The organism is Pseudomonas sp. TE21394, from assembly GCF_054057835.1.
Genome location: NZ_JBSRZR010000001.1, coordinates 394,501 through 419,732 on the forward strand (window position 1 = coordinate 394,501; position 25,232 = coordinate 419,732).

The following is a 25,232-nucleotide window of genomic DNA, read 5'->3' on the forward strand; positions in this document are numbered from 1 at the left end:
GCCGAGAACCTTCGCCCGAACATAGGGTCAAAGTGACATCTCCCTACTGTAGTACCGCATGATGTCGCGCCTCGTCGCCCTGTTCTTCCTGCTGTGCACCAGCCTGGCCCAGGCCGCCCCCACGGTGCTGCAACGCCCGATCGACCTCGATACCGGCCAGGGCGTGCTGCACGGCAGCCTGCTGTTGCCGCAGCAAGCCACCCCGCCGCCAGTCGTGCTGATCATCGCCGGCTCCGGCCCCACCGACCGCGACGGCAACAACCCGGCCTCGGGTCGGATCGACAACCTCAAGCGCCTGGCCCTGCTGCTGGCCAACGAACACATCGCCAGCGTGCGCTACGACAAGCGCGGTGTTGCCGCCAGCCAGCCGGCCACCCCCGACGAGCGCGACCTCAGCGTGGAGCGCTACGTGGCTGATGTGGTCGCCTGGAGCCACAAGCTCAAGGCCGACCCGCGCTTTGGCCCGCTGATCCTGGTCGGCCACAGCGAAGGTGCGCTGATCGCCAGCCTGGCTGCCGAGCAGGCCGGCGCAAGCGCGGTGATTACCTTGGCCGGCAGTGGCCGGCCACTGGCCGAGGTGCTGCGCGAACAGCTGGCCCAGCGCCTGCCGCCGGCGCAACTGGCCGGTGGCAGCGCCCTGCTCGACCGCCTGCAGGCCGGGCAGACCAGCCTGGAAGTACCGGCTCCGTTGCGCCAGGTATTTCGCCCCAGCGTGCAGCCCTACCTGATTTCGCTGTTCCGGCAGAACCCGGCGGCGGCCTTCGCACGCCTGCCCATGCCCGCGCTGATCGTGCAGGGGCGCAACGACGTGCAGGTGGATGTGGACGATGCCGAACGGCTGAAGGCAGCCAAGCCGGATGCCCAGTTGGTCCTGATCGACGGCATGAACCATATGTTGCGCATCAGTCCCAAGGGCATGAGCCAGCAGCGCGACAGCTACCTCAACCCCGAGCTGCCGCTGGCGCGCGAGCTGGGTGAACGGATCGTGACGTTCATCCAGCACTTGCCTTCGGCGTGAGGTGAACGGGCTCAGGTCTGGGGCCTGCCTGCCGATACAGCAGGCATAGCCGAGGACAAGCCCTGATGACCACCACCCCCGCTGCCGCAGAGCCGGCCGAAGAATTACAGGAAAGCCCGGCCCTGCCCTGGGCCGAGCTGACCACCGAACATTTCCAGCTGCTGCGCCTGGCCGCCCTGCCTACCGACCGCAGCACCGGCGCACGGCCGCTGCGCTTTGTGCAGTTCGGCCACGCCGAGCGCCATGACAAGGCCCACAGCCTGCTGCGCATGGAAATCAGACTGCCGGGCCAGAAGGTGCACAAGGAACAGAACCGCCTGGACATCCGTGTCGACCACACCGAACGCCTGGTGCGCATTGGCGCTGAAACCGGCCTGCAACTGGAACCGTTGAACCGTGGCCTGGGCCGCTTCCTGCTGGCCCAGGCTGTGCAGTGGCTGCAGCGCAAGTGGTCGCATTACCGCGTCGAGGGTGTGGCGCTGCCGAGCAAGGATGCGCTGAACGAAGACTCGCGCCTGCGCCGCGACCACTGCCTGCGCGCGATGGGCATCGAGGTGGAGTACGAAGACAGCCAGCACCTGAAGGGCCGTACCGTGGAAACGACGGTGGGTCAGCTCAAAGGCGCCTGGAACAGCGAGCATGTGCAGCGGGTGGAGATCCTGGACGCTGCCGGCTTGCTACAGCAAGCTGACCAGCAGTTGCAGGAAAAGGAAGGGCAACTGCGTGAGCGTGATGAACGGGTGGCCAAGTACCAGCGCGAAGACAGTGGCCTGCGCTTTACCATTACGTGCCTGGTGGCCTTTGCGGTGTTTCAGGCTGGGTTGCTGATCTGGATCGCTACCCGCTGAGACTGCATCGCGGGTAACCCGCTCCCACAGGACCGCACTGCATTCAACGGCAGCGCGGTAACTGTGGCGGTGGGGGGCCAGGTGTCAGACGCGGGCCTTGAACAGTTGCTGGTGCTGACGGCACTGCTCGGCGGTCAGCATGAACACGCCGTGCCCGCCGCGCTCGAACTCCAGCCAGGCGAAGTCCACCTCAGGGTACAGCGCCTCGACATGCACCTGGCTGTTGCCCACTTCGACGATCAGCAAGCCCTTGTCGGTCAGGTGGTCGGCCGCTTCGGCCAGCATGCGCCGCACCAGGTCCAGGCCGTCGTTGCCGCAGGCCAGGCCCAGTTCGGGTTCGTGGTGGTACTCGGCGGGCATGTCGTCGAAGTCCTCGGCATCGACATACGGCGGGTTGGACAGGATCAGATCGAAACGCTGCCCAGGCAAACCGGCAAAGCCGTCGCCCTGCACGGTGTACACGCGCCCGTCCAGGCCATGCCGCTCGATGTTCTGGTTGGCCACCTCAAGCGCGTCGAAGGACAGGTCGGCCAGCACCACCTCGGCGTCGGGGAACACATCGGCTGCAACGATACCGATGCAGCCCGACCCGGTGCACAGGTCGAGAATGCGCGCCGGCTCGCTGGCCAGCCATGGCTCGAAGCGCTTCTCGATCAGCTCGCCAATCGGCGAACGCGGCACCAGCACGCGCGGGTCGACGATGAACGACATGCCACAGAACCAAGCCTCGCCCAACAGGTAGGCGGCCGGTACGCGTTCTTCGATACGGCGCTTCAGCAGGTGCTGCAGGCGCACCCGCTCGTCGTCCTCGAGGCGACAGTCCAGGTAGCTGTCGGCCACCTCCCACGGCAGATGCACCGCGCCGAGCACCAGCAGGCGGGCCTCGTCCCAGGCGTTGTCGGCACCGTGGCCGAAGAACAGGTCGTGCTCGTGGAAGCGGCTGACCGCCCAGCGGATGTAGTCGCGCAGCGTGCGCAGGCGGGATGTGATCACGGGGTACTCCTAATTCAGACCGGACAAAAGTCTAACAGCCCCGACCGCACATTTGTTCCTTCCGGCTGCCTGCCGTCCGGCCACAGGCCAGTAATCATGCTGCTTGCATTGTCAACCATTCCCATTGGCGCCAAGGCAGGGGACAATAGGTATACAAAAGCCCTATCCAAGGAGCCCTTGATGTCCGTTCCAACCACGATGTTCCGCCTCACTGGCCGCGATTACCCGCCGGCCAAGCTGAGCCACGCCAGCCTGATCGTCATCGATGCGCAAAAGGAGTACCTCAGCGGGCCCCTGGCGCTGTCGGGCATGGACGAGGCCGTGGCCAACATCGCCAGGTTGCTCGACGCCGCGCGCAAGAGCGGCCGTCCGATCATCCATGTTCGCCACCTGGGCACCGTCGGTGGTCGCTTCGACCCACAGGGGCCGGCCGGCCAGTTCATCCCGGGGCTGGAGCCGCTGGAAGGCGAAATCGTCATTGAAAAACGCATGCCCAACGCGTTCAAGAACACCAAGCTGCACGAGACCCTCCAGGAACTGGGCCATCTGGACCTGATCGTGTGCGGCTTCATGAGCCATTCCAGCGTCAGCACCACCGTACGCCGTGCCAAGGACTATGGTTACCGCTGCACCCTGGTGGAAGACGCTTCGGCGACCCGCGACCTGGCATTCAAGGATGGGGTGATCCCGGCCGCGCAGATTCACCAGTGCGAAATGGCCGTGATGGCCGACAACTTCGCTTGCGTGGCCCCCACCGCCAGCCTGATCTGAACGCGATGGTGAGCCCCAGGTCGAATTCCGGATATCCACAGAGGAGAGCGGAATGAAGCTCAAAGGCAGTTTCGACGCCAAGCGCCTGCGCCCGCGCGAACCGCGTAACTGGGGCGCGCGGCTGGCGGCCGGCCTGTCGGCCTTGCTGGCCACCCTGGGCGTGCTGCTGGCGATGGCCGGTGTCGCCGGCCTGCTGGGCAACTACCCTGCCCTGGCGGAACTCAATGCCAACAAGCCGTTGTCCGGGTTGTTGAGCGTGGCTGGCTTGCTGCTGTTGTGGCTGGGCGTGCGCTTCTGGCGCCGCAGCCGCATTCGCCTGCGGCGTGGGCGCGAGCTGAACCTGGCGCCGCACCTGATGAAAAAGCATGACTGACCGTTTTTTATCGCCAGTGCGGGCCTCTTCGCGGGACAAGCCCGCTCCCACAGGTCAAGCGCACCGCCCGAAGATAGCGCTGTAACCTGTGGGAGCGGGCTTGTCCCGCGAAGAGGCCCGCACTGACGACACAAGGCTGCGCACTCACCGCCTCTCGGGTAAACTACGCCGCCCACGTGGAGGCATCATGCAAGACGACGATTTTTCCCTGTTCAAGGCTGAAGTGCGTGGCGTAAAGCCGATCAGGCACGACCGCGCCGACGTCGGCAAGCCCAAGGCCGACCGCCAGCAGCTGGCCGGCCTGCGTCAGGCGGCGACCGTGCGCAGTGACAAGGCGCTGGTGATCGATGGCATGTCTGACCAGTTCGTCATCGACGTCGGCGCCGAAGACGAGCTGCTGTGGCGTCGCGACGGCGTGCAGGAAGGCCAGTTGCGCAAGCTGAAGCTGGGGCAGATTCCGTTCGAGGGCAGCCTCGACCTGCACGGCATGACCGTGGAAAAAGCCCGCGAAACCCTGTGGGATTTCATCGCCGAAGCCACCCGGCTGGAGGTGCGCTGCGTGCGGGTTACCCACGGCAAGGCCGCGCGCCTGGACGGCAAGCGCCCGATGATCAAGAGCCACGTCAACACCTGGCTGCGCCAGCACCCGCAGGTACTGGGGTTTGCCTCGTGCAACGCCCGCCATGGCGGCACCGGCGCAGTCTATGTGATGCTCAAGCGAACCATGCTCGAAGGCCGCGACGAGTAACGCCGCGCTTGCAGCGCCGCCCTCGCCGCCGTACCCTTCGCCTTTGCGATTTTTTCCCACAGGTAGATCCATGTCCCTGGAACAGAACTACACCGAGATCCTCAGCCAGCTTGGCGAGGACGTCTCCCGTGAGGGCCTGCTCGACACGCCCAAGCGGGCTGCAAAGGCGATGAAGTACCTTTGCCGCGGTTATGAGCAAACACTGGAAGAAGTCACCAACAACGCGCTGTTCAGCTCTGACAACAGCGAAATGGTGCTGGTCCGGGACATCGAGCTGTATTCGATGTGCGAACATCACATGCTGCCGTTCATCGGCAAGGCCCACGTTGCATACCTGCCCAAGGGCAAGGTCCTGGGCCTGTCGAAAGTGGCACGCATTGTCGACATGTACGCCCGCCGCTTGCAGATCCAGGAAAACCTCAGCCGCCAGATCGCCGAGGCCGTGCAACAGGTTACCGGTGCGGCGGGTGTGGCCGTGGTCATCGAAGCCAAGCACATGTGCATGATGATGCGCGGTGTCGAGAAACAGAACTCGACCATGATCACCTCAGTGATGCTGGGTGAATTCCGCGAAAACGCCGCCACCCGCAGCGAGTTCCTCAGCCTGATCAAGTGACCGGCTGTCGCCCCAAGCCGACCCCGCCGGGTCGGCTTTTTCATGTTCAGGAGTTGCCCATGATCGTCAAAGCCCTGCGGGTTGGCCTCGGCCAGCTCATCGTGTTCGGTGACTGGATCAGCCGCCCGGCCAAGCGCAAGCGCGACGCCGCTGCCCAGGCCCGCGTCGAACAGGCGGCCAAGGGCCTGGCGCTGTATCAGTTCCATGCCTGCCCGTTCTGCGTCAAGACCCGTCGCACCCTGCACCGCCTGAACGTGCCGGTGGCGCTGCGTGATGCAAAGAACGACCCGGTCCACCGCCAGGCCCTGGAGGAAGGCGGTGGCCGAGTGAAGGTGCCGTGCCTGCGCATTGAAGAGGCCGGCAAGGTGACCTGGATGTATGAATCCAAGGCGATCATTGCCTACCTGAATGAGCGGTTCGCGTCGGCCTGACGCTTTGTAGGCAGCCTGTGCCGGCCCTTTCGCGGGTAAACCCGCTCCCACAGGTATCTCGCTGACCTCAGGTTCAGTGTTATCCCTGTGGGAGCGGGTTCACCCGCGAAGAGGCCGGCACACGTTAAAGATCAGCCCGCCATCGGCACATGCCGCGGATGGTTGCTGACCCGCTCCAGCCAGGCCCTCACCGCCGGGTAATCGGCCAGGTCGAAGCCGCCCTGGTGCGCCACGTGGGTATAGGCATACAACGCCACGTCGGCAATCGAGTACTGCTCACCGACCAGGTATGGCGTCATCTGCAACTGCCGCTCCATCACCCTCAGCGCCTTGTAGCCGCCCTTGTGCAGCTTGCGATACTCGTCCACGCGTTCATCCGGCAAGCCCAGGTAGAACTGGATGAAACGCGCCACGGCAATGTACGGCTCATGGCTGTACTGCTCGAAGAACTGCCACTGGAGTACCTGTGTACGCAGGCGCGGCTCGGCAGGCAGGAACTCGCTGCCGTCGGCCAGGAAGTTCAGAATGGCATTGGACTCCCACAGGTAGCTGCCGTCTTCGAGCTGCAGTACCGGCACCTTGCCGTTGGGGTTCATCGCCAGAAACTCGGGCGTTTCCGTCTCGCCCTTGAGAATGTCCACCGGGTGCCACTCATACGGCCGGCCCAGCAGGCTCAACATCAGCTTGATCTTGTAGCAATTGCCCGACTGGTAGTCGCCATAGACCTTGTACATCGCCCCTTCACTCCCAAGCAGTTCTGCATTTGCGCCCAATAGTTGGCGACTGTACGGCTAAAAGCAATGGCCGCTGTATGGCAAGGATCATTCTTGCGCGCGGTAGTCTGAAAAAACTGCTTACACCTTTACAAGGATTTTGTTCATGACCGATGCCACTTCCGCTCGCCTGCGGCCACTGGCGGACAGCTCTCCGTCGGCGATCGTCGCCGGTTTCATCGCGATGCTCACCGGTTATACCAGTTCGCTGGTGCTGATGTTCCAGGCCGGCCAGGCGGCCGGGCTGACCAATGCGCAGATTTCCTCGTGGATCTGGGCGTTGTCGATCGGCATGGCGGTGTGCAGCATCGGCCTGTCGCTGCGCTACCGCACCCCGATCACCGTGGCCTGGTCCACCCCGGGTGCCGCCCTGCTGATCACCAGCCTGGGCGGGGTCAGCTACGGCGAAGCGATCGGCGCCTACATCACCTGCGCCGTGCTGGTGCTGGTCTGCGGCCTGACCGGTAGCTTCGAACGCCTGGTCAAACGCATCCCGGCCTCACTGGCCTCGGCACTGCTGGCCGGCATCCTGTTCAAGATCGGCAGCGAAATCTTCGTGGCCGCCCAGCACCGCACCTTGCTGGTACTGGGCATGTTCTTCAGCTACCTGCTGGTAAAGCGCCTGTCGCCGCGCTACTGCGTGCTGGCCGCGCTGCTGGTCGGCACGGCATTGTCCGGCGCCCTGGGGCTGCTGGACTTCAGCGGCTTCCGCCTGGAGGCCGCCACGCCGGTGTGGACCACGCCGAGCTTCTCGCTGGCGGCGACCATCAGCATCGGCCTTCCGCTATTCGTGGTGGCCATGACCTCGCAGAACATGCCCGGGGTGGCCGTGCTGCGCGCAGATGGTTACCAGGTACCGGCCTCGCCGCTGATCTCGGCCACCGGCCTTGCCTCGCTATTGCTGGCGCCATTCGGCTCGCACGGGGTCAACCTGGCGGCGATCAGCGCGGCGATCTGCACCGGGCCACATGCCCATGAGGACCCGGCCAAACGTTATACCGCGGCGGTGTGGTGCGGGATTTTCTATGGTATTGCCGGGGTGTTTGGCGCAACCTTGGCGGCACTGTTTGCGGCGTTGCCGAAAGAGCTGGTGCTGTCGATTGCTGCGCTGGCGTTGTTCGGCTCGATCATGAACGGGCTGACCGTGGCCATGAGCGAGGCGCGTGAACGGGAGGCGGCGGTGATTACCTTCATGGTTACCGCTTCGGGGCTGACCTTGTTCTCGATCGGTTCGGCGTTCTGGGGGATTGTGGCGGGGGTACTGGCCTTGATGATTCTCAACCCGCGCAGGGCCTGAAGGTGTTTGTTGCCTGTACCGGCCTCTTCGCGGGGTAAACCCGCTCCCACAGGGATCACTCATTATTCAGCCTTTTGGTATTCCTGTGAGAGCGGGTTTACCCGCGAAGAGGCCGGTACAGGCAACACACAGTTCAGGCACAAGTCACAATCTGAAATGCCCCACCATCCCCTTCAGGTCGGTGCCCAACTGCGCCAGCTCGACACTCGACCTGGCATTGTCCTGCATTGCCAGGGCCGCCTGGTCGGCACTGCTGCGAATCTGCGTGACGCTGCGGCTGATCTCTTCCGCCACCGAGCTCTGCTGCTCGGCCGCTGCCGCAATCTGCTGGTTCATCTGCTGAATCAATGACACTGCCGCAGCAATGCTGCCCAGCGCGCTTTCAGTCTGCAATGCATCGGCTACTGCCAGGCGCACCAACTCGGTACTGCCACGGATCTGCGCCACCGACTGCTGGGCATTGCCGCGCAGGCTGGCGACCAGGGTCTCGATCTGTTCGGTCGATTGCCGGGTACGCCGCGCCAAGGCGCGTACTTCATCAGCCACCACGGCAAAACCACGCCCCTGCTCACCTGCCCGGGCCGCTTCGATAGCCGCATTGAGCGCCAGCAGGTTGGTCTGCTCGGCCACGCTCTTGATCACTTCCAGCACGTCGCCAATGGTATGAATCTCGGCACTGAGGCTGTCGATGCCGGCGCTGGCCGTTTCCGCTGCCGCTGCCAATTGCTCGATACGCTGCATGCTCTGGCGCACCACCTGCTGCCCGGAATCGACCTTTTCATCCGCCGCCTGGGCCGCCTGGGCCGCCTCCTCGGCGTTGCGCGCGACATCGTGAACGGTGGCGGTCATCTGCTGCATGGCCGTCGCCACCTGTTCGGTTTCATCCTTCTGGCTACCCACCTCGCGGTTGGTCTGCTCGGTCACCGCCGACAGCGCCTGGGCATTACCGGCCAGTTGCTCGATCCCCTGCTGCAAACCGCTGACGATCCCCGACAGCCCCTCCGCCATCTGCTGCATGGCCTGCATCAGCTGGCCCACTTCATCCCGCCGGGGCGCCGGGGCGTCAAAGCCCAGCTCACCGGCAGCAATGCGCTGCGCACGGGCGATCACATGCTTGAGCGGGCCGACCACGGCACGGGTAATCAACCAGGCGGCCAACACACCGACCAGCAGCGCCAGGGCTGTCGCCAGGCCAATGGCCACGGCGTTGCGCTGCAGTTCGCCCTGCAGCGCCTGCTCCTGTGCCTGGTAGGCCTGGTCGACGCGGCCGGTGACCCGCTCGGCACTGGCCTGCAATTGCGCCTTCAGCCCTTGCTCGCGGGCCAGCTGGTCCGTGTATTCGTTGAGTTTTTCCGAGAAACTGCCAATGTGCCCGGCCACTTCACCCAGCACGCTCTGGTAGCCGGCGTCGCTGACCGCGCCCTGCAACTGGCCGACCAGGCTGGCAGCCTCTACGGTCTGGGCGATGCGCTCCTGGCTGACGCCCTCTTCACCTTTGCGGCTTTTTTCCAGGCGTACACGCGCTTCGTCCATGGCCTGCAGCATCAGCCGCGACACCTGCGCCACCTGCGCAGCCTGTTCCAGGAAGGTACCCCCCTCCTGGCCTTGGGACTGCTTGAGGGTATAGACGCCATCGTCGGCCAGTCCGGCCTGCAGCACATCGAGGTTGTTGGCCACGCTGGACACCGACCAGCTGGCCATGTCCAGCGCCAGCTCCTTGGCCTGCACCGCCTCGACAAAGGCTTCGAACGCCTGCCCATACGCCGTCAGGTCGGCCTCCGCAGCAGCCAGTGCCGGCAGGCCCCGCGCGCGTTCGGCCAGGCTTTGCAGGCCGCTGCGCAAGGCCTCGGCCTGTTTTATGTCAGAGCGCAGGGCAAACGCCTGCTCATGCTGACGCAGGCGCAGCAGGTCGGTATTGAACTGGGCGAACTGGCGCAGGCTGTCGAAGCGCTGGCCAACGCTGTGCAGCGCAGCAATGCCGATGGCCGCCACCGCCAGGGTCAGCACCAGCACCAGGGCAAAACCCAGGCTGAGTTTGCGGGCCATGCCCAGGTTGGCCAGCACACCGTGCTTGCTCGCGCCCATTGCCGATTCCCCTTCTGCTGGCGAGGTTATCTTGAAGGTCCAAGGGTGGCAACGTTGCCAGCCGCTGAACAAGGGCCTGACGTCAGAATAGTGTCAAATAGCTATGAGCGTGTCGCTATCAGCTTTGCAGAGGTCGCCCTGCGTGCTGAAAGAAGGCTTGCGCGCGGGCGTCCTGCCCATAGGCGACATTGATGCGCAACCAGGCGCTGGCAGTGCCCTGGTAATCAAAGGCGCTGCCCGGGGTCAGCAGTACCGCATGCTGCAGCGCCAGGCGCTCCAGGCTGGCAAAATCGCGGCCTGGCACACACGCCCAGACGAACATGCCGCCATAAGGTTCGCAGAACACTTGCCAGCCCGCCAGTTCCAGCTGGCCAAGTATTTTCGCCATGTGCTGCCCCAGGCGTACGCGCAGGCGCTGCATGCTCTTGCGATAGCTGCCGCTGGCCAGCATCTGCCCCACTACCTGCTCGGCAAAACGCGAGGTGCCGATACCGCTGACCATCTTCAACTCGGCCAGGCGCGCCACCAATGCCGGGTCGGCGACCAGATAGCCGACCCGCAGCGAGCTGCTGAGGGTTTTCGAGAAACTGGCCATATAGATGACCCGCTGCTCGCTGTCGAGGGTGGCCAGGCGGGTAGCCGGCCCTTCCTGGAAGTCGGCGTAGATATCATCCTCGATGATGCGCAGGTCGTGCTCACGGGCCAGCTCCAGCAGGCGGTACGCCACCTTGGGCGTCAGGCTGGTGCCAGTGGGGTTGTGGTACAGGCTGTTGATGAACAGGCAGCGTGGCTTGTGCGTGTCCAGCAGAGCTTCCAGGGTTGCCAGGTCGGGCCCCTCGGCGCCACGCGGAACTGGCAGCATCTGCACCTGGTGCTGGCGCAGCAGGTTGTAGAGGTTGTAGTAACCGGGGTTTTCCACCAGCACCGTGTCGCCAGGACGCAGAAAGCTGCGCACCAGCAGGTCGAGGCCATGGCTGGCGCCTTGGGTGGTGAGGATTCGTTCAGGGCCGGCGGCGACGCCCTGTTGCGCCAGGCGCTTGTGCAACTGCTGGCGCAGGCTGGCAAGGCCCAGGGGTGGGCAATAGTCGAACAGGTCCTGGGGGTTGCCGCGGCTGACCTGGCGCACCACCTGGGCCAGCTCGGTGGCGGCGCGCCAGCTGCTTGGCAGCCAGCCACAACCCAGCTTGAGCAGTTCGTCATGGCCTTCGCGGAATTGCCGCCAACTGCCGTCTGCGGCTTCGCCCCAAGGTTGGGTGTCGTCTGCTGCCAGGCCCGGTTTGCGCTCGGCGACGAAAAAACCGGTGCCGTGACGCGCTTCCAGCCAGCCACTGGCAACCAGACGGTCGTACGCTTCGATCACACAGGACGCGCTGACCGCCTGGCTGCCGGCCAGGGCGCGGATCGACGGCAGGCGTGCGCCAGGGCGCAGGCGCTGCTGGTCAATCCAGGTTTGCAACTGGTCGGTGAGCTGCTGCACCAAGGGCGTGGGACTGGTGCGGTCGAGGGTCAGGTGCATTGGGCAAACTGTTTGCTGGTTTTGAGCGAACAGTTAAGCATAAATGCGGTAAGGGTGTATCTGGCGAGTGGAATGGGCAGGCACCAGAGTAGGCAGGGCTGGCCCTTTCGCGGGTAAACCCACCAAGGTGCCGGCGCAAATAAGACAAAACCAGGACCCTACACATGCCCTTAGCTCCGGCCCGCCTGGCCTTCGCTCTCTGCCTGATCACCATGGCCGTCAACCTGCCGGCCCCGCTTTATATCACCTACGCCGACCTTTCCGGCCAGGGCGCCGGGGCCACGGCAGTCGCATTCGCCGGCTATGTACTCGGGGTACTGCCGGTGCTGCTGGTCTTGGGCGGCCTGGCAGACCGGGTCGGACGTCGGCCGTTGATCCTGACCGCCCTGGCCCTGTCGATGGTCGCCACCGGGCTGATGCTGCTGGCCCCCGGCTTGCAAACCCTGGGCCTGGCGCGCATGTGCCTGGGCCTGGGCACGGCACTGGCCACCGCTACGGCAACCGCCTACATGGGCGAGCTGATGGGCCGCGAGCATGGCCCGCGCGCCGCCACCTGGGTGACGGCCAGCACCTCGCTGGGCTTTGGCCTGGGCGCAGCGCTGACCAGCCTGTTCCTGCTGCGCGGCCCCAGCCTGACCCCGGGCAGCTTCTATCTGCAATTGTTGCTGGCGGCGTCGGCAATGTCGCTGGTGTGGCGCCTGCCCGACCCTCGGCCGGCACAGCGCCTTCCCATGCTGCGCCTGCCCTGCTACCCGCGCGGCAGCGTGGGCTATGGCCTGGCCATCCTGCTGGCGTGGGCCTGCTCGGGGCTGGTCATCGCCCTGCTCCCCGGCATCCTGCGCGAGCATGGGCTTAGCGTCTGGTCGGGGTTCTCGACCTTTTGTGTCATCAGCTGCGGATTGCTGTTTCAGCCGATGGCACGCCGCCTGAGCAGCCGCAAGGCAACCTTGCTGGGGCTTCTGATATTGCCGTGCAGCTATGCCGTTCTGGCCTGGGGCGCGGCCAGCGGGCAGCTGGGGGCCGTGCTGCTGGGTGCGATAGCGGCCAGCAGTGCGTGTTACGGGTTTATCTACCTGGGCGGGCTGGCGGCGGTGAACCAGCTGGCTGGCAGCGAGAAGACCCGGGCCAGTGCCGGGTTCTTTCTGCTGGCGTACCTGGGGTTCAGCTTGCCGGTGATCTTCACCGGGCTGCTGAGTGACCGGCTCGGATCGCGGTTGGCCTTGCTGGTGTTCGGTGGGGTGCTGACGGTTGGGTGCGTGGCGCTTGGGCTGGCCTTGCTGTCCGGCTCGCTGAAAACCGCCCAGGCGGCACGCTCGGTCTAGGAGCCTGCGATACAGCGGCTCAGATCGCCGTAGCCCCGCCATCCACCGTCAGGCAGTGCCCGGTGGTAAACGCTGCGCCGTCACTGCACAGGTACAGGACGGCGCTGGCAATCTCCTCGACCTTGCCAATTCGCCCCACCGGGTGCATGGCAGCGGCGAACTCGGCCTTGCGCGGGTCGGCCTGGTAGGCACGGCGGAACATGTCGGTGTCGATGACCGCCGGGCACACCGCGTTCACACGAATACCCTTCTTGGCATACTCAATGGCAGCCGACTTGGTCAGGCCGATCACCGCGTGCTTGGAGGCGCTGTAGATGCTCATTTTCGGTGCCGCGCCGAGCCCGGCAACCGAAGCGGTATTGACGATCGCACCAGCGCCTTGGGCCAGCAGCAGCGGCAGCTGGTAGCGCATGCACAGCCACACGCCTTTGACATTGACGCCCATGATGGCATCGAACTCGGCCTCGCTCCCCTCGGCCAGGCGGCCCTGCTCGATCTCGATACCGGCATTGTTGAAGGCATAGTCGAGCCGGCCATAGGCGGCAATCAGGCGTTCGTGCAACTGGCGCACCTCGGCGCCGCGGGTGACGTCACACGCAATGAACAGCGCCTCGCCACCCGCCGCACGGATCAACGCCACGGTGGCCTCGCCGCCGGCCGGATCGAGGTCGGCCACCACCACCTTCAGGCCCGCCTGGGCGAATGCCAGGGCGGTTGCCCGGCCGATGCCGGCGGCACCGCCGGTGACCAGGGCGACCTGGCCGGAAAAGGTCATGCTCATCGCGTGCTCCTGAGAGTACTGGGTGGGGTCCAGAGCATAGTCAGCCAGCACCCGGCCGGGCAGCATCATCACCCCTCCGGTTGAGCTACCATGCTTGTCAGTGATGTTTCGGACCTGCCTACATCAACAGGGTAGATTGGATGCCTAACCTCCACACCGCCCACAAGGACCTGCCATGACCCAGACCAACCGTCGCTTCCTGCTCGCCAAACGCCCGGTCGGCGCCGTGCGCCGTGATGACTTCAGCTTCGAGACGGTTCCCGTCGAACAACCCGGCGAAGGCCAGGTATTGGTGCGCAACCTGTATTTGTCGCTGGACCCGGCCATGCGCGGCTGGATGAACGAAGGCAAGTCGTACATCCCCCCCGTGGCGCTGGGCCAGGTGATGCGAGCGCTGGGTGTTGGCGAGGTGGTCACCTCCAACCACCCCGCTTTCAAGCCGGGCGACCATGTTAGCGGCGCCCTTGGCGTGCAAGACTACTTCACTGGCGATGCCCAGGGCCTGCACAAGATCGACCCCAGCCTGGCCCCCCTGCCCCGCTACCTGTCGGCACTGGGCATGACTGGCATGACCGCCTACTTCGCCCTGCTGGAAGTCGGCCAGCCCAAGGCCGGCGACACAGTGGTGATTTCTGGTGCGGCTGGCGCGGTGGGCAGCATTGTCGGACAGATCGCCAGGATCAAAGGCTGCCGTGTGGTCGGCATTGCCGGCGGGGCCGAGAAATGTCAGTACCTGAAAGACGAACTGGGCTTTGACGGGGTGATCGACTACAAGGCCGAAGAAGTGCTGGCCGGCCTCAAGCGCGAATGTCCCAAAGGCGTGGATGTATATTTCGACAACGTGGGTGGCGACATCCTCGACGCCGTGCTGACCCGCATCAACTTCAAGGCACGCATCGTGATTTGCGGCGCGATCAGCCAGTACAACAACAAGGAGGCAGTGAAAGGCCCGGCCAACTACCTGTCACTGCTGGTCAATCGCGCACGCATGGAAGGCTTTGTGGTAATGGACCACGCCAAGGACTATGGCAAGGCCGCGCAGGAGATTGCCGGGTGGCTGGCCAGTGGGCAGGTGAAGAGCAAGGAGGATGTGGTGGACGGGTTGGAGACCTTTCCCGAGACGCTGCTGAAGCTATTCAGTGGCGAGAACTTTGGCAAGTTGGTGCTGAAGGTTTGATTGCGGGGTTGGGCCTGTAGGTGTAGGGCTTGGGCGGTTTTGCGCCTGGTAGATCGAGCGCCGCGCTGGCGGCGCTCGGTTTCGCCGGCACTGCGGCGCTGAAGGCGAGCACCTCAGGCAGGCAACTTACCCACGAATCTCCGCCACCACCGCGGCCAGCGCCTGCGCCGGGTCGGCGGCCTGGCTGATCGGCCGGCCGATCACCAGGTAATCCGAACCGGCATCCAGCGCCTGGCGCGGGGTGAGGATACGGCGCTGGTCATCCTGCGCACTGCCCGCCGGGCGAATGCCCGGAGTGACCAATTGCAGCGACGGGTGCGCTGCCTTCAGCGCCGGGGCCTCCAGCGCCGAGCACACCAAGCCGTCCATGCCGGCCTTCTCGGCCAGCGCGGCCAGGCGCAGCACCTGCTCTTGTGGGTCGACATCCAGGCCGATACCGGCCAGGTCTTCACGCTCCATGCTGGTCAGCACGGTCACGCCAATCAGCAACGGCTGCGGGCCGCTGCGCTTGGCCAGCTCCTCACGGCAGGCCGCCATCATGCGCAGGCCACCGGAGCAATGCACGTTGACCATCCATACGCCCATCTCGGCCGCTGCCTTCACCGCCATGGCGGTGGTATTGGGGATGTCATGGAACTTGAGGTCCAGGAATACTTCGAAACCTTTGTCGCACAGGGTTTCGACAATGCCCGAAGCGCTGCTGGTAAACAGCTCCTTGCCGACCTTGACCCGGCACAGCGCAGGGTCAAGCTGGTCAGCCAGCTTCAGGGCGGCCTCACGGGTAGGGAAATCCAGGGCGACGATCAGGGGCGTCTGGCAGGCGGACATGGCAGGGTCTCTTGGCAAGTCGAAAACGGCGCGCATTGTAAACGAAGTGGCGCAGGCTTTGGGGCCCGCGGGTCACGGAATTGGCCCGGGACGGCCTGGCTCCTATAATTGAACCAACGGAACGGGTAATTGCTCAAAATTCGTACAAGCGCTGCCCCTCATCGGTAAAGGAGAACGACACATGCCCTGGTATGCCTGGCTGATACTCATCATAGCCCTCGGCTCTATCGTTGGCGGGCTGATGCTGCTGCGCGACACGGCCAAGAAGCTGCCGCTGACCGAGGAGCAGCTGCGCAAGGTGCACGAGCGCAATGCCGAAGCGGATGCCAAGGATGCACAGGATCGCTGAAGACCAAAGCCAATGGACTGAAAGCCCGACGTGTCAGACAGCACTTTGACGCGCTGTGCAGGTAAAAATAACTCCTTGTTTTACCTGATATTTATTGCCTGTGCTTTGCGCCCTGCCACGACAAAAGGCCGCTCCTGCAAAAGAATGATGATCCATTACGAGAGCGGCCTTGCACCGGACTGGCTTGTAAAGCGGCCTGAGGTTAAAGGCAACCTCAACGCAACAGCCGCCTCCCCCTTCCGCTTACTTCACCGTCAGCTTGTCCCGATTCCGCTCCAGCAATGCGTTGCCAATGCCCTTGATCTCAAGCAGCTCATCCACCGAGGCGAAGGGCCCATTGGCCTCCCGATAGGCCACGATGGCCTCGGCCTTGGCCTTACCAATGCCATTCAGCTCCTTCTGCAAAACCGCTGCATCAGCCGTGTTCAGGTCCAGCCGCTGCGGCTGCTGGGCCTGTTGCTCACTGACCATGGGTACCGGCTCGGGCGTTGCCGTTGCGCTGGCGGGGGCCGCGCTGACGGAAAAGGACAGGCTGGCGAACAGGGGCAGCAAAAGATACGACAGTACGTTGTTACGCATGGTGAACACTCCTTGGGTTGGTCTTTTCCAGCAGCCGCTCTCCTTCGGCTGCGTAATCAACCCTAGCGGTTGTTCGATAATGCAAACAGGTTCGCGCTCGGGTTATTCGTTACTGAATCCGACAATAAAGAAACCAAGTTCGACCACTGCAAAAACAATGGCATTACGCCATATTTCCGGTTAACTTCATGAAACCGGCGCGATGGCAAATCGCCTGCAGTTAAATTCTCGTTTAACCACCGTTTCATTCAGACCAAAAGCCGTTGCTTTTCCTACAACCCTTATCGGTTAAGGCTTCCATCCATTCGTCGTATGTTTTCGTCGTATCAACCTTATTGGCATGATGCCTGAATAACATCAAACAATCGTTTTTCCTGATTCAACCTAACAAAATTGGATCCAATTATCCGATAGCAATGGCCAATTTCCTACACAAGAAGGAAAAAAACGTGCCAGAGAGGGTGTCACAGAGATGACGAAATGATAAATTTGCGTTCATTGGACGACCGCCACGCTTGAAGGATCCGAGCTCAGATGAATTTTTCTTCATGCCCCTCCAGGCTTCCAGTTCGCTTCGGCGTGCATGGAGTAGCCCAGGCCACCCCCCTTGGCCGTTTTGTGTAACACCCTCGAGCTTCACCCGTAGCACCCGATCCAACCGCCTTTACCCCCATACACAGAAGACCGTCGCCGTGCCCCTCAAGACCCTCACTGTATTCGGCACCCGCCCAGAAGCCATCAAGATGGCCCCGCTGGCCCTCAACCTTGCCCAAGATGCCCGTTTTGAGTCGCGCGTCTGCGTCACTGGCCAGCACCGCCAGATGCTCGACCAGGTATTGGAGCTGTTCGAGATCTCGCCCGACTATGATTTGAACATCATGAAGCCAGGCCAGGATCTGACCGATGTGACCACTGCCATCCTGCAGGGCCTCAAGCCCGTCCTGGCCGAGTTCAAACCCGACGTGGTGCTGGTCCACGGCGACACCGCAACAACCTTGGCCACCAGCCTGGCCGCCTACTATCAGCAAATTCCTATCGCTCACGTAGAAGCTGGCCTGCGGACCGGCAACCTGTATTCGCCCTGGCCGGAAGAAGGCAACCGCCGCCTGACCGGTGCCCTGGCCGCCCTGCATTTCGCACCAACCTCCACTTCGCAGGACAACCTGCTGAAAGAAGGCATCGACGCCGCGGCCATTCATACCACCGGCAACACCGTGATCGACGCGTTGCTGGAAGTGGTGCGCAAGCTGGAAAGCCCCCAGCTGAAAAGCCAGTTCGAAACCCGGTTCAGCTTCCTTAACCCGCAGCGCCGCATGGTGCTGGTCACCGGCCACCGCCGCGAAAACTTCGGGGGTGGCTTCGAGCGCATCTGCCAGGCCTTGGTACAAACCGCGCGTCAATTCCCTGACGTGGACATCGTTTACCCGGTGCATCTCAACCCCAACGTACGCGAGCCAGTCAACCGGCTGTTGGCTGATGTCAGCAACATTCATCTGATCGAGCCACTGGATTACCTGCCGTTCGTCTACCTGATGACCCGCTCGTACCTGATCCTGACCGACTCCGGTGGCATTCAGGAAGAAGCCCCTGCGCTGGGCAAGCCGGTACTGGTGATGCGCGATACCACCGAGCGCCCTGAAGCCGTCGCCGCCGGTACCGTCAAGCTGGTCGGCACCGACGTCGAGTCGATCACCGAGCACCTGGCGAAACTGCTAACCGACGATGCGACCTATCGCGAGATGAGCTTTGCCCATAACCCCTACGGCGATGGAAAAGCGTGCGCGCGAATCCTCGACGCACTCTCCGCTTTCTCTAACCCCAAGGACGCTGCATGAGCTTCAACAAGATTTCTGTCGTAGGCCTGGGCTATATCGGCCTGCCAACCGCTGCCGTTTTCGCCGCCCGCAAGAAGCACGTGATCGGTATCGATGTGAACCAGCATGCGGTCGACACGATCAACCGCGGCGAAATCCATATCGTCGAGCCTGAATTGGACATGGTGGTACATGCTGCCGTCACCGAAGGCTACCTGCGCGCCTCTACCGTTCCGGAAGCAGCCGACGCTTTCCTGATTGCCGTGCCAACCCCGTTCATGGATCACCACCAGCCGGACCTGAGCTATATCGAGTCCGCCAGCAAGGCCATTGCGCCAGTGCTGAAGAAGGGTGACCTGGTTATCCTCGAATCCACCTCGCCGGTCGGCGCTACCGAGCAGATGGCCTTCTGGCTGGCCCAGGCCCGCCCGGACCTGAGCTTCCCGCAAACTCACGGTGAAGATTCCGACATCCGCGTGGCCCACTGCCCTGAGCGCGTACTGCCAGGCCATGTGCTGCGCGAACTGGTGGAAAACGACCGGATCATCGGCGGCATGACCGCGAAGTGCTCGGAAGCGGCCGTGCGCCTGTACCGCACCTTCGTTGAGGGTGAGTGCATCGTCACCAACGCGCGCACTGCCGAAATGTGCAAGCTGACCGAAAACAGCTTCCGTGATGTGAACATCGCCTTCGCCAACGAATTGTCGATCATTTGCGACAAGCTGGACATCGACGTTTGGGAGCTGATTCGCCTGGCCAACCACCACCCGCGCGTCAATATCCTGCAGCCTGGTCCTGGCGTGGGTGGCCACTGCATTGCCGTCGACCCCTGGTTCATCGTCAGCCAGACCCCGGAGCAGGCGCGCCTGATCCGCACCGCCCGCGTGGTCAACGACAGCAAGCCCGAATGGGTGATCGACAAGGTCAAGATGGCCCTGGCCAACTTCCTTATCAAGAACCCGAGCAAATCGGCCCAGCAAGTGAAAATCGCCTGCTACGGCCTGGCCTTCAAGGCCGACATCGACGACCTGCGCGAAAGCCCGGCGCTGAGCATCGCCGAGCGCCTGGGCAACGAGCTGGAAGCCACCCTGCAACTGGTCGAGCCGAACATCGAAGCCCTGCCGCAGCGCCTGGCGCGCCACGCGCACGTGGAATTCGACTATGCGCAGGACAGCGCAGACATTCACGTACTGCTGGTGAAACACCGCGAGTTCCGCGGCACCTTCAACGTGCGTGACGCAGCATTCGTGATCGACGCCGCTGGCGTTACCCAGGCTTGATGGACCGAACCGCATGAACAACCCCACGCTTGAGACCCCTACCGTGAACACTGAGCTGCCTTCACCTTTGGCCGACATTCATGACCGCGTGATGGAAGCCTACTACGGCAAGCTGGGGGATCAGTTCATGCGCGAAACGCAGTCCCGCATCCACTGGATCTGCGCCCAGGTCAAAGGGCGCCGGATCCTGGATGTCGGTTGCTCGCAGGGTATCGTGCCCCTGCTGCTGGCACGGGAAGGCTGTCAGGTCATCGGTGTGGACACCAGCCCCCAGGCCATCGAAGAAGCCAAGGGCTACTTGTCCGCCGAACCGGCCCATATCCAGCAGAACGTCACGTACATCAATTCAGACTTCCTCGCGCTGGACACGCTCGAGGTTGAACCGGACACCGTCGTCATCAGTGAAGTGCTCGAACATCTGGTACGCCCGGAACTGTTCGTTGAAAAAGCCCATGAGCTGCTCAAGCAGGGTGGCCGGTTGGTGATCACCGTGCCGTTCGGGGTCAATGAGTTCATTGACCACAAACACACGTTCTACCTGATGGAACCGTTCCGGCTGCTGGCTGAGCATCTGCAAATCATCGAAGTGAAGATGCTTGGCAAATGGCTGGGTATCGTTGCGGTGAAGAGCGAAACGCACAAGCCAGGCGTTATCGACTCGCTGGCTATTGAACGCGTGCGTGAGCTTGAAAAAGCCTTCGAATCCATCGAGCGCGCTTTGCGTGGAAATCTTGGTGCGATCGCTAAGCAACTGGAAGATACGAACAAAAAGTATCGTACCGCCAACGAGCAGATTGCCCAGCTCAAGACCGAAGCCCAGAAGGCTGAAGCGCTTTCCAGACAGCTACAAAACCGCGATGCCGACCTTGCGGCACTGCAACAGTCCAGTGCGCGCAGTATTCAAGAGCTCAATGAAGTACTCAATTCGCTCAGGGCCGAGTTGAGCGAGGCGAATGAAAAGGCCCTCGCTACTGCCCAGCAGTGTGCTCAATTGGAACAGCAAAACGCCGTAACCAACGACCTGCTGGGACAGCGGAATCAGGAACTGGAGACTCTGCAGCAGTCCCTCCGCAACCTTGAAGAACAACTGTCTTGCGCAAACCAGCAGCGTGTTGCGGCTGAAGGACTGGCAGCAGCATCCTCCGAGCAACTGCTGCAGGCCCGCCAGATCAACGACGGACAGGTAGAAACCATCACCAGACTTCGTGCGCAGCAAGCCGCCTTGCAAGCCAGGCTGGAAAATCAGTTGCAAGCGACCACTGAGCTGCGGACTCAGGCCGAGCAAACCAATGCTGGCCACATAGATACCATCACCGCCCTTCGTGCTCAACAGGCAGCGCTGAAAGCTGCCCTCGAAAGCCAGCGGCAAATGTCAGCCGCAACGCAGGCCGAGGCAGAGCAGGCAATGAGCCAGCTGCGAAACGCGAGCAATCAGGAGATTGCCGAGAAAGATGAGTGCATCACTACGCTGCGCATGCGCCAAGCGGAATTGGAAGCCGAACTTGAAAGCGAGTTGGAGTATATGAATGAATTGCAGGCCCAAACCCAACGGGCCGACGCCGCACAGGCCGAAACCATTGCCCTGTTGAAAGCACGTCAAGCCGAGCTGGAGGGCCAGTTGCAGGCTATGAGCGAAACACAGGCACGCAGCGAGCGTGAGCATGCCGCCCAAGCCAACACCATCAATACCTTGGTGGAGGTGCGCAATGGCCTGGAGGAGCAATTGCATGTACTGATGCAGGCAAGCACCCAAGCACAACAAGCCCAGGCAGAACAGGCAGAAACCATTGCCTTGCTGAATCAGGCAAAAGATGAGTTGGTCGAACAGCTGGCACTCGAAACTGCCAGTCGCCAGGCCGCGGAAGCGAGCCTGGCGGCTACCAATGAACAATGGCAGGTCCTGCGGATGCAGCTGGAAAGCGAGCTGAACTCGTCAAAAGCAGGCTTGGGCGCCGCAAATATGAAGTACCGTGCCCTGAGCAGTGAACAGATTCCGCAACTGAAGGCCAACCTCAATCAGTTGCTGGAGCGCAGCGCGGCACAACAGCGCAAGATCGACGAGCTCAACGCAAATCTGGAGCGTGCCAACACGCAACGCCATCTGGCTGAACAGCGGCTGGTCAAGACACGGGCCAGCATGACTTACCAGCTCGGCTACCAAATAAAGAACAGCGCCACTTCATTGAGCGGCCTGGTAAAACTGCCAGTGCGCTTGTTACGTCTCTACCGCAAAGCCAACCAGCAACGCCAGCAGAGTGAACAGAAACGTATTGCCAGCGAACCGCTGAAGGCCCTGCTGCCGCCAGCGCCAGTCGTCCAGGATGAGAATTACCTGAAACTGCCAGAAGCCTTGGAGACCAGCGCACAAAGCCGCTCTGCGCTGTTACGCCAGGCCGATCAGCCGGTAAGCCGCCTGAAAATGGCCTGCGTGATGGACGAATTCACCTTCGGCTCCTATCGCTACGAATGCGACCTGATGCAGCTCACCCCGAACAACTGGAAAGCAGAACTTGAAGCTTTCCGCCCGGAACTGCTGTTCATCGAATCAGCCTGGCGTGGCAAGGATGATCTGTGGGGCAGCAAGGTTGGCCATAACAGCCAGGAACTGCAGGACATCCTCACCTGGTGCCGTCAGAACAAGGTGCCCACCGTGTTCTGGAACAAGGAGGATCCCGTTCATTTCGAGACCTTCCTGACCACCGCCAAGCAGTTCGACCATGTGTTCACCACCGATATCGACTGCATTCATCGCTATAAAGGCGCTCTCGGTCACGAGCGTGTCTACCTGCTGCCTTTTGCCTGCCAGCCCGCGCTGCATAACCCGATCGAACTGTACAAGCGCAAAGACGCCTTCTGTTTCGCTGGCGCCTACTATGCTCGTTACCCGGAGCGCACCCGTGACCTGGGCAACTTCGTTTGCGAGTTGCCGAAGTTCCGTCCGCTGGAAATTTTCGACCGAAACTTCGGTAAGAACGACATCAACTACCAGTTTCCTGAGGAATACCAGCCGTATATCGTAGGCACCCTGCCCTTCGAAAGAATCGACACGGCATACAAAGGCTACCGCTACGCAATCAACCTGAACTCGATCAAGCAGTCGCAGTCGATGTTCGCGCGTCGGGTGTTCGAACTGCTGGGTTGCAACACTATTACTGTCAGCAACTTCTCGCGCGGTGTACGCTTGCTGTTCGGCGACCTTGTTGTCACTACTGACAATGGCGAAGAGATGTTGCGCCGCCTGCAATTACTGGCAGAAGACCCGCTCAACAGTGACAAGCTCAAGCTCGCCGCCCTGCGCAAAGTGATGCAAGAGCACACCTACACCCAGCGCCTGGATTATGTGCTCAGCATGGTGACAGGCACCGCCAAGGCCCAGCGCCTGCCGGAGATCGTCGTCGTCTGCGAAGCGCAAGATCGTCAGCAGTTCGACATGCTGCGCGCCCACCTTGACCGCCAGGCCTACAGCCAGGTCCGCATGGTCATCATCACCGATGCCTATCAAAGCAGCATTGTCAGTGATGACCCTCGCATTCTTGTGCTCAAACCGGCCCAACTGAAAAAATCCAGCCTTGGCGAGCTGGTCGGTAGTACGCCGTGGATTGCCGCGTTTGTACCGGGCGATTATTACGGCCCCAACTATTTGATGGACCTGGCGCTGGCGACACGCTACAGCAATGCACAGGTGATTGGTAAAGCCGCTCATTTCACCTGCAAGGGGCCGAATGCTGAGCTGCTGTCGGCTGAACTGGCATACCATCCGGTTCCGTCCCTGAGTGCACGACGCGCGTTGGTGGCGACCGAAATCGTTGCCGGTCAGCCATTACTCACCTGGTTGAAGAGCCTGCCATCGCTGACGTATGCGCATGAGCAAGGCTTGGCTATCGACCCATTCAACTATTGCGAGAATGGTGCGGCGAAACACGAAAAGATCAGTGTCAAGGTCGATGACCTGCCACTGGACCTGGGCATGACCATCGATCAATTGCAGGCTCGCGCCCAAGCCATTGCGCCGTTGAAAGTCAACCATGACTCGCCGGAAATTAGTGGCCGGGCCTTGGCCGACATCTTCGGCGCCAAGCACAACAAATTCCTCGACCTGAGTGTCGATGTGGATAGCTGGCGTGTAAATTCCAAGCTGGCAGATGGCAAACATGAATATGTATATGCACTGAACGAAATCAGCCTGGACGAGCTGAATATCCAGGACCGAAAGCTCAAGCTGTACCTCGACTGCTCGCCTGGCCTGAACCTGCAATTGGTGGTGCTGTTCCTCGATGCCGAAAAGCAGCGAATCAGCCACGTGATGCAGCATGCCAACCGTAATCAGACTTCCGAAGTGCCGCCCGAGGCCGCCTTCGTGCGTTTCGGCCTGCGCGCCTATGCCTCCGGCAATACCGAAATCAAGGCTTTGGTGCTTGGCCACCGCAACTTGCAACCTTCAGAGATGCTTGGCCGTTCGCAACACTTGGTAGTCACCAATCATTACCCGGCCTATAAAGACCTGTATCGCAATGGCTTTGTGCACAGCCGAGTAATGGCGTATCAGGAACAGAACCTGAACGTTGACATTTTCCGCCTGCGCAAGAATGAAGCCGTCAGCTATCACGAGTTCCAGAACGTGGACGTGGTAACCGGATGCCAGACCACACTCGTCAAGATGCTGGAAAGTGGCCAATACAAGAGCGTACTGGTGCACTTCCTGGATCCCGATATGTGGGCAGTGCTCAAGCGCTTCACCCACCTTGTCAAGATAGTGGTGTGGGTACACGGCGCTGAGATTCAGCCGTGGTGGCGTCGCGAGTACAACTATTCGGACGAACTTCAGTTGGCCTTGGCGAAAGTCGAGAGCGAAAAACGTATGGCGTTCTGGCGTGAGACGCTGACCAATATGCCAGCCAACCTGAAGCTCGTCTTCGTATCTCGCTACTTCGCTGAAGAGGTCATGGAGGATGTGGGCTTCCGCATTCCTGAGGATCGCTACGAAATCATTCATAACCCGATTGATACGGAACTCTTCTCGTACCAGGCCAAGCCAGATGCGCAGCGTATGAAACTGCTGTCCATTCGCCCCTATGCGTCGGCCAAGTACGCGAACGACCTGAGCGTCAAAGCGATTGAGTTGCTTGCCGGAAAACCCTACTTCAAGGACCTTGAGTTCCGCATGATTGGTGATGGCAACTTGTTCGAGGATACCCTCGCCCCACTGCGCAAATTCAGCAACGTGACCATCGAGCGCGGCTTCCTCAAGCATCAGGAAATTGCAGCACTGCACAAACAGTACGGCCTGTTCCTCTGCCCGACCCGTATGGATGCCCAGGGGGTTTCACGGGATGAAGCGATGGCCTCCGGTCTGGTCGCCGTGACCAACGCTGTTACGGCTATCCCTGAATTCGTCGATGACGAATGTGGGGTTCTTGCACCCGGTGAAGATGCCCAGGCGATGGCAGACGGTATCGCCCGGGTGATCGAATCACCGGAACTGTTCCGCAGACTGTCCGCTGCGGCTCGTATGCGTGTTGAAAAACAAACTGCCAAGCATTCAATCATCACCCGTGAACTTGAGCTGATTCGATAAGTGATCCGGGTGCCTAGCCAACTGCAGGTACCCTCGGCCGCGCGGCAGCAACACTGCC

The 25,232-nt window shown here is 62.0% G+C and carries 21 protein-coding genes and 1 pseudogene; 14 read left to right on the forward strand and 8 right to left on the reverse strand.

The window, feature by feature from the left end; translation table 11 throughout:
* Positions 1-58 precede the first annotated feature (58 nt).
* Both ACVWZT_RS01845 and ACVWZT_RS01850 read left to right on the forward strand, forming a co-directional pair.
* Positions 59-1,018, forward strand: a complete 960-nt coding sequence (locus ACVWZT_RS01845; RefSeq protein WP_296234205.1) for an alpha/beta hydrolase — start codon at positions 59-61, stop codon at positions 1,016-1,018.
* A 65-nt stretch (positions 1,019-1,083) separates the two neighbouring features.
* Positions 1,084-1,866 carry a hypothetical protein gene (locus tag ACVWZT_RS01850; protein ID WP_457467895.1) on the forward strand — a complete coding sequence of 261 codons (783 nt, stop codon included), beginning with the start codon at positions 1,084-1,086 and terminating at the stop codon, positions 1,864-1,866.
* A gap of 84 nt (positions 1,867-1,950) precedes the next feature.
* On the opposite strand, the gene prmB is transcribed toward ACVWZT_RS01850, so the two are convergent.
* Positions 1,951-2,859, reverse strand: coding sequence for a 50S ribosomal protein L3 N(5)-glutamine methyltransferase (gene prmB / locus ACVWZT_RS01855; RefSeq protein ID WP_170028843.1), 909 nt, complete (start codon positions 2,857-2,859; stop codon positions 1,951-1,953).
* 180 nt (positions 2,860-3,039) lie between these two features.
* Between prmB and ACVWZT_RS01860 the strand changes: the two genes are divergently transcribed.
* From ACVWZT_RS01860 to ACVWZT_RS01880, 5 genes are all read left to right on the forward strand, one after another.
* Positions 3,040-3,630 carry a cysteine hydrolase family protein gene (locus ACVWZT_RS01860; protein ID WP_225776816.1) on the forward strand — a complete coding sequence of 197 codons (591 nt, stop codon included), beginning with the start codon at positions 3,040-3,042 and terminating at the stop codon, positions 3,628-3,630.
* 52 nt (positions 3,631-3,682) lie between these two features.
* Positions 3,683-4,003, forward strand: a complete 321-nt coding sequence (locus ACVWZT_RS01865; protein ID WP_457467897.1) for a hypothetical protein — start codon at positions 3,683-3,685, stop codon at positions 4,001-4,003.
* Positions 4,004-4,190: 187 nt separating this feature from the next.
* Entirely contained in the window at positions 4,191-4,751 is a 561-nt protein-coding gene (locus ACVWZT_RS01870) for a Smr/MutS family protein (RefSeq protein ID WP_225776814.1), read from the forward strand.
* Positions 4,752-4,821: 70 nt separating this feature from the next.
* Positions 4,822-5,367 (forward strand): GTP cyclohydrolase I FolE, encoded by a 546-nt coding sequence (gene folE, locus ACVWZT_RS01875; RefSeq protein ID WP_170028840.1) that lies wholly within the window; start codon positions 4,822-4,824, stop codon positions 5,365-5,367.
* Positions 5,368-5,426: 59 nt separating this feature from the next.
* Positions 5,427-5,798 carry a glutaredoxin family protein gene (locus ACVWZT_RS01880; protein ID WP_457467900.1) on the forward strand — a complete coding sequence of 124 codons (372 nt, stop codon included), beginning with the start codon at positions 5,427-5,429 and terminating at the stop codon, positions 5,796-5,798.
* A 131-nt stretch (positions 5,799-5,929) separates the two neighbouring features.
* Here the strand turns inward: ACVWZT_RS01880 and ACVWZT_RS01885 are convergent, their stop codons facing one another.
* Complete coding sequence (locus tag ACVWZT_RS01885; RefSeq protein ID WP_457467901.1) at positions 5,930-6,532, reverse strand: glutathione S-transferase family protein; 603 nt, start codon at positions 6,530-6,532, stop codon at positions 5,930-5,932.
* Positions 6,533-6,677: 145 nt separating this feature from the next.
* On the opposite strand from ACVWZT_RS01885, the gene ACVWZT_RS01890 reads away from it, so the two are divergent.
* Complete coding sequence (locus tag ACVWZT_RS01890) at positions 6,678-7,868, forward strand: benzoate/H(+) symporter BenE family transporter (protein WP_296235408.1); 1,191 nt, start codon at positions 6,678-6,680, stop codon at positions 7,866-7,868.
* Positions 7,869-8,012: 144 nt separating this feature from the next.
* Here ACVWZT_RS01890 and ACVWZT_RS01895 read toward each other — a convergent pair whose 3' ends face one another.
* The 3 genes and pseudogenes from ACVWZT_RS01895 to ACVWZT_RS01905 form a co-directional block, all read right to left on the reverse strand.
* Positions 8,013-8,894: a methyl-accepting chemotaxis protein gene (locus ACVWZT_RS01895; protein WP_457471997.1), complete on the reverse strand. Its 882-nt coding sequence runs from the start codon at positions 8,892-8,894 to the stop codon at positions 8,013-8,015.
* A pseudogene (locus ACVWZT_RS01900) lies at positions 8,871-9,953 on the reverse strand (HAMP domain-containing protein); the annotation flags it as partial. The pseudogene ACVWZT_RS01900 and the gene ACVWZT_RS01895, both read right to left, overlap by 24 nt.
* Positions 9,954-10,071: 118 nt before the next feature.
* A complete protein-coding gene (locus ACVWZT_RS01905; RefSeq protein WP_457467903.1) occupies positions 10,072-11,469 on the reverse strand; it encodes an aminotransferase-like domain-containing protein in 1,398 nt (465 codons plus the stop codon).
* Positions 11,470-11,633: 164 nt separating this feature from the next.
* On the opposite strand from ACVWZT_RS01905, the gene ACVWZT_RS01910 reads away from it, so the two are divergent.
* Positions 11,634-12,791: an MFS transporter gene (locus tag ACVWZT_RS01910; protein WP_457467905.1), complete on the forward strand. Its 1,158-nt coding sequence runs from the start codon at positions 11,634-11,636 to the stop codon at positions 12,789-12,791.
* 19 nt (positions 12,792-12,810) lie between these two features.
* Here the strand turns inward: ACVWZT_RS01910 and ACVWZT_RS01915 are convergent, their stop codons facing one another.
* Complete coding sequence (locus tag ACVWZT_RS01915) at positions 12,811-13,572, reverse strand: SDR family oxidoreductase (protein WP_457471999.1); 762 nt, start codon at positions 13,570-13,572, stop codon at positions 12,811-12,813.
* Between the two features lie 175 nt (positions 13,573-13,747).
* On the opposite strand from ACVWZT_RS01915, the gene ACVWZT_RS01920 reads away from it, so the two are divergent.
* The gene (locus ACVWZT_RS01920; protein ID WP_457467907.1) at positions 13,748-14,749 is read left to right on the forward strand and encodes an NADP-dependent oxidoreductase; all 1,002 of its coding nucleotides are present in this window, start codon (positions 13,748-13,750) and stop codon (positions 14,747-14,749) included.
* 126 nt (positions 14,750-14,875) lie between these two features.
* Here ACVWZT_RS01920 and pyrF read toward each other — a convergent pair whose 3' ends face one another.
* Positions 14,876-15,577 carry an orotidine-5'-phosphate decarboxylase gene (gene pyrF, locus ACVWZT_RS01925; RefSeq protein WP_010952851.1) on the reverse strand — a complete coding sequence of 234 codons (702 nt, stop codon included), beginning with the start codon at positions 15,575-15,577 and terminating at the stop codon, positions 14,876-14,878.
* A gap of 181 nt (positions 15,578-15,758) precedes the next feature.
* On the opposite strand from pyrF, the gene ACVWZT_RS01930 reads away from it, so the two are divergent.
* Positions 15,759-15,926 (forward strand): DUF2897 family protein, encoded by a 168-nt coding sequence (locus ACVWZT_RS01930; protein WP_010952850.1) that lies wholly within the window; start codon positions 15,759-15,761, stop codon positions 15,924-15,926.
* A 243-nt stretch (positions 15,927-16,169) separates the two neighbouring features.
* Here the strand turns inward: ACVWZT_RS01930 and ACVWZT_RS01935 are convergent, their stop codons facing one another.
* Positions 16,170-16,505, reverse strand: a complete 336-nt coding sequence (locus ACVWZT_RS01935) for a ComEA family DNA-binding protein (RefSeq protein WP_457467910.1) — start codon at positions 16,503-16,505, stop codon at positions 16,170-16,172.
* Positions 16,506-17,197: 692 nt separating this feature from the next.
* On the opposite strand from ACVWZT_RS01935, the gene wecB reads away from it, so the two are divergent.
* Genes wecB through ACVWZT_RS01950 form a run of 3 tightly spaced genes read left to right on the forward strand, consistent with a single transcriptional unit; the run spans position 17,198 to position 25,174 of the window.
* Positions 17,198-18,340 (forward strand): non-hydrolyzing UDP-N-acetylglucosamine 2-epimerase, encoded by a 1,143-nt coding sequence (wecB, locus tag ACVWZT_RS01940; RefSeq protein WP_457467912.1) that lies wholly within the window; start codon positions 17,198-17,200, stop codon positions 18,338-18,340.
* A complete protein-coding gene (gene wecC, locus ACVWZT_RS01945) occupies positions 18,337-19,599 on the forward strand; it encodes a UDP-N-acetyl-D-mannosamine dehydrogenase (RefSeq protein WP_296235415.1) in 1,263 nt (420 codons plus the stop codon). Before wecB ends, wecC begins: the two co-directional genes overlap by 4 nt.
* A gap of 13 nt (positions 19,600-19,612) precedes the next feature.
* A complete protein-coding gene (locus ACVWZT_RS01950; RefSeq protein ID WP_457467913.1) occupies positions 19,613-25,174 on the forward strand; it encodes a glycosyltransferase family protein in 5,562 nt (1,853 codons plus the stop codon).
* The last annotated feature ends 58 nt before the right edge of the window (positions 25,175-25,232 follow it).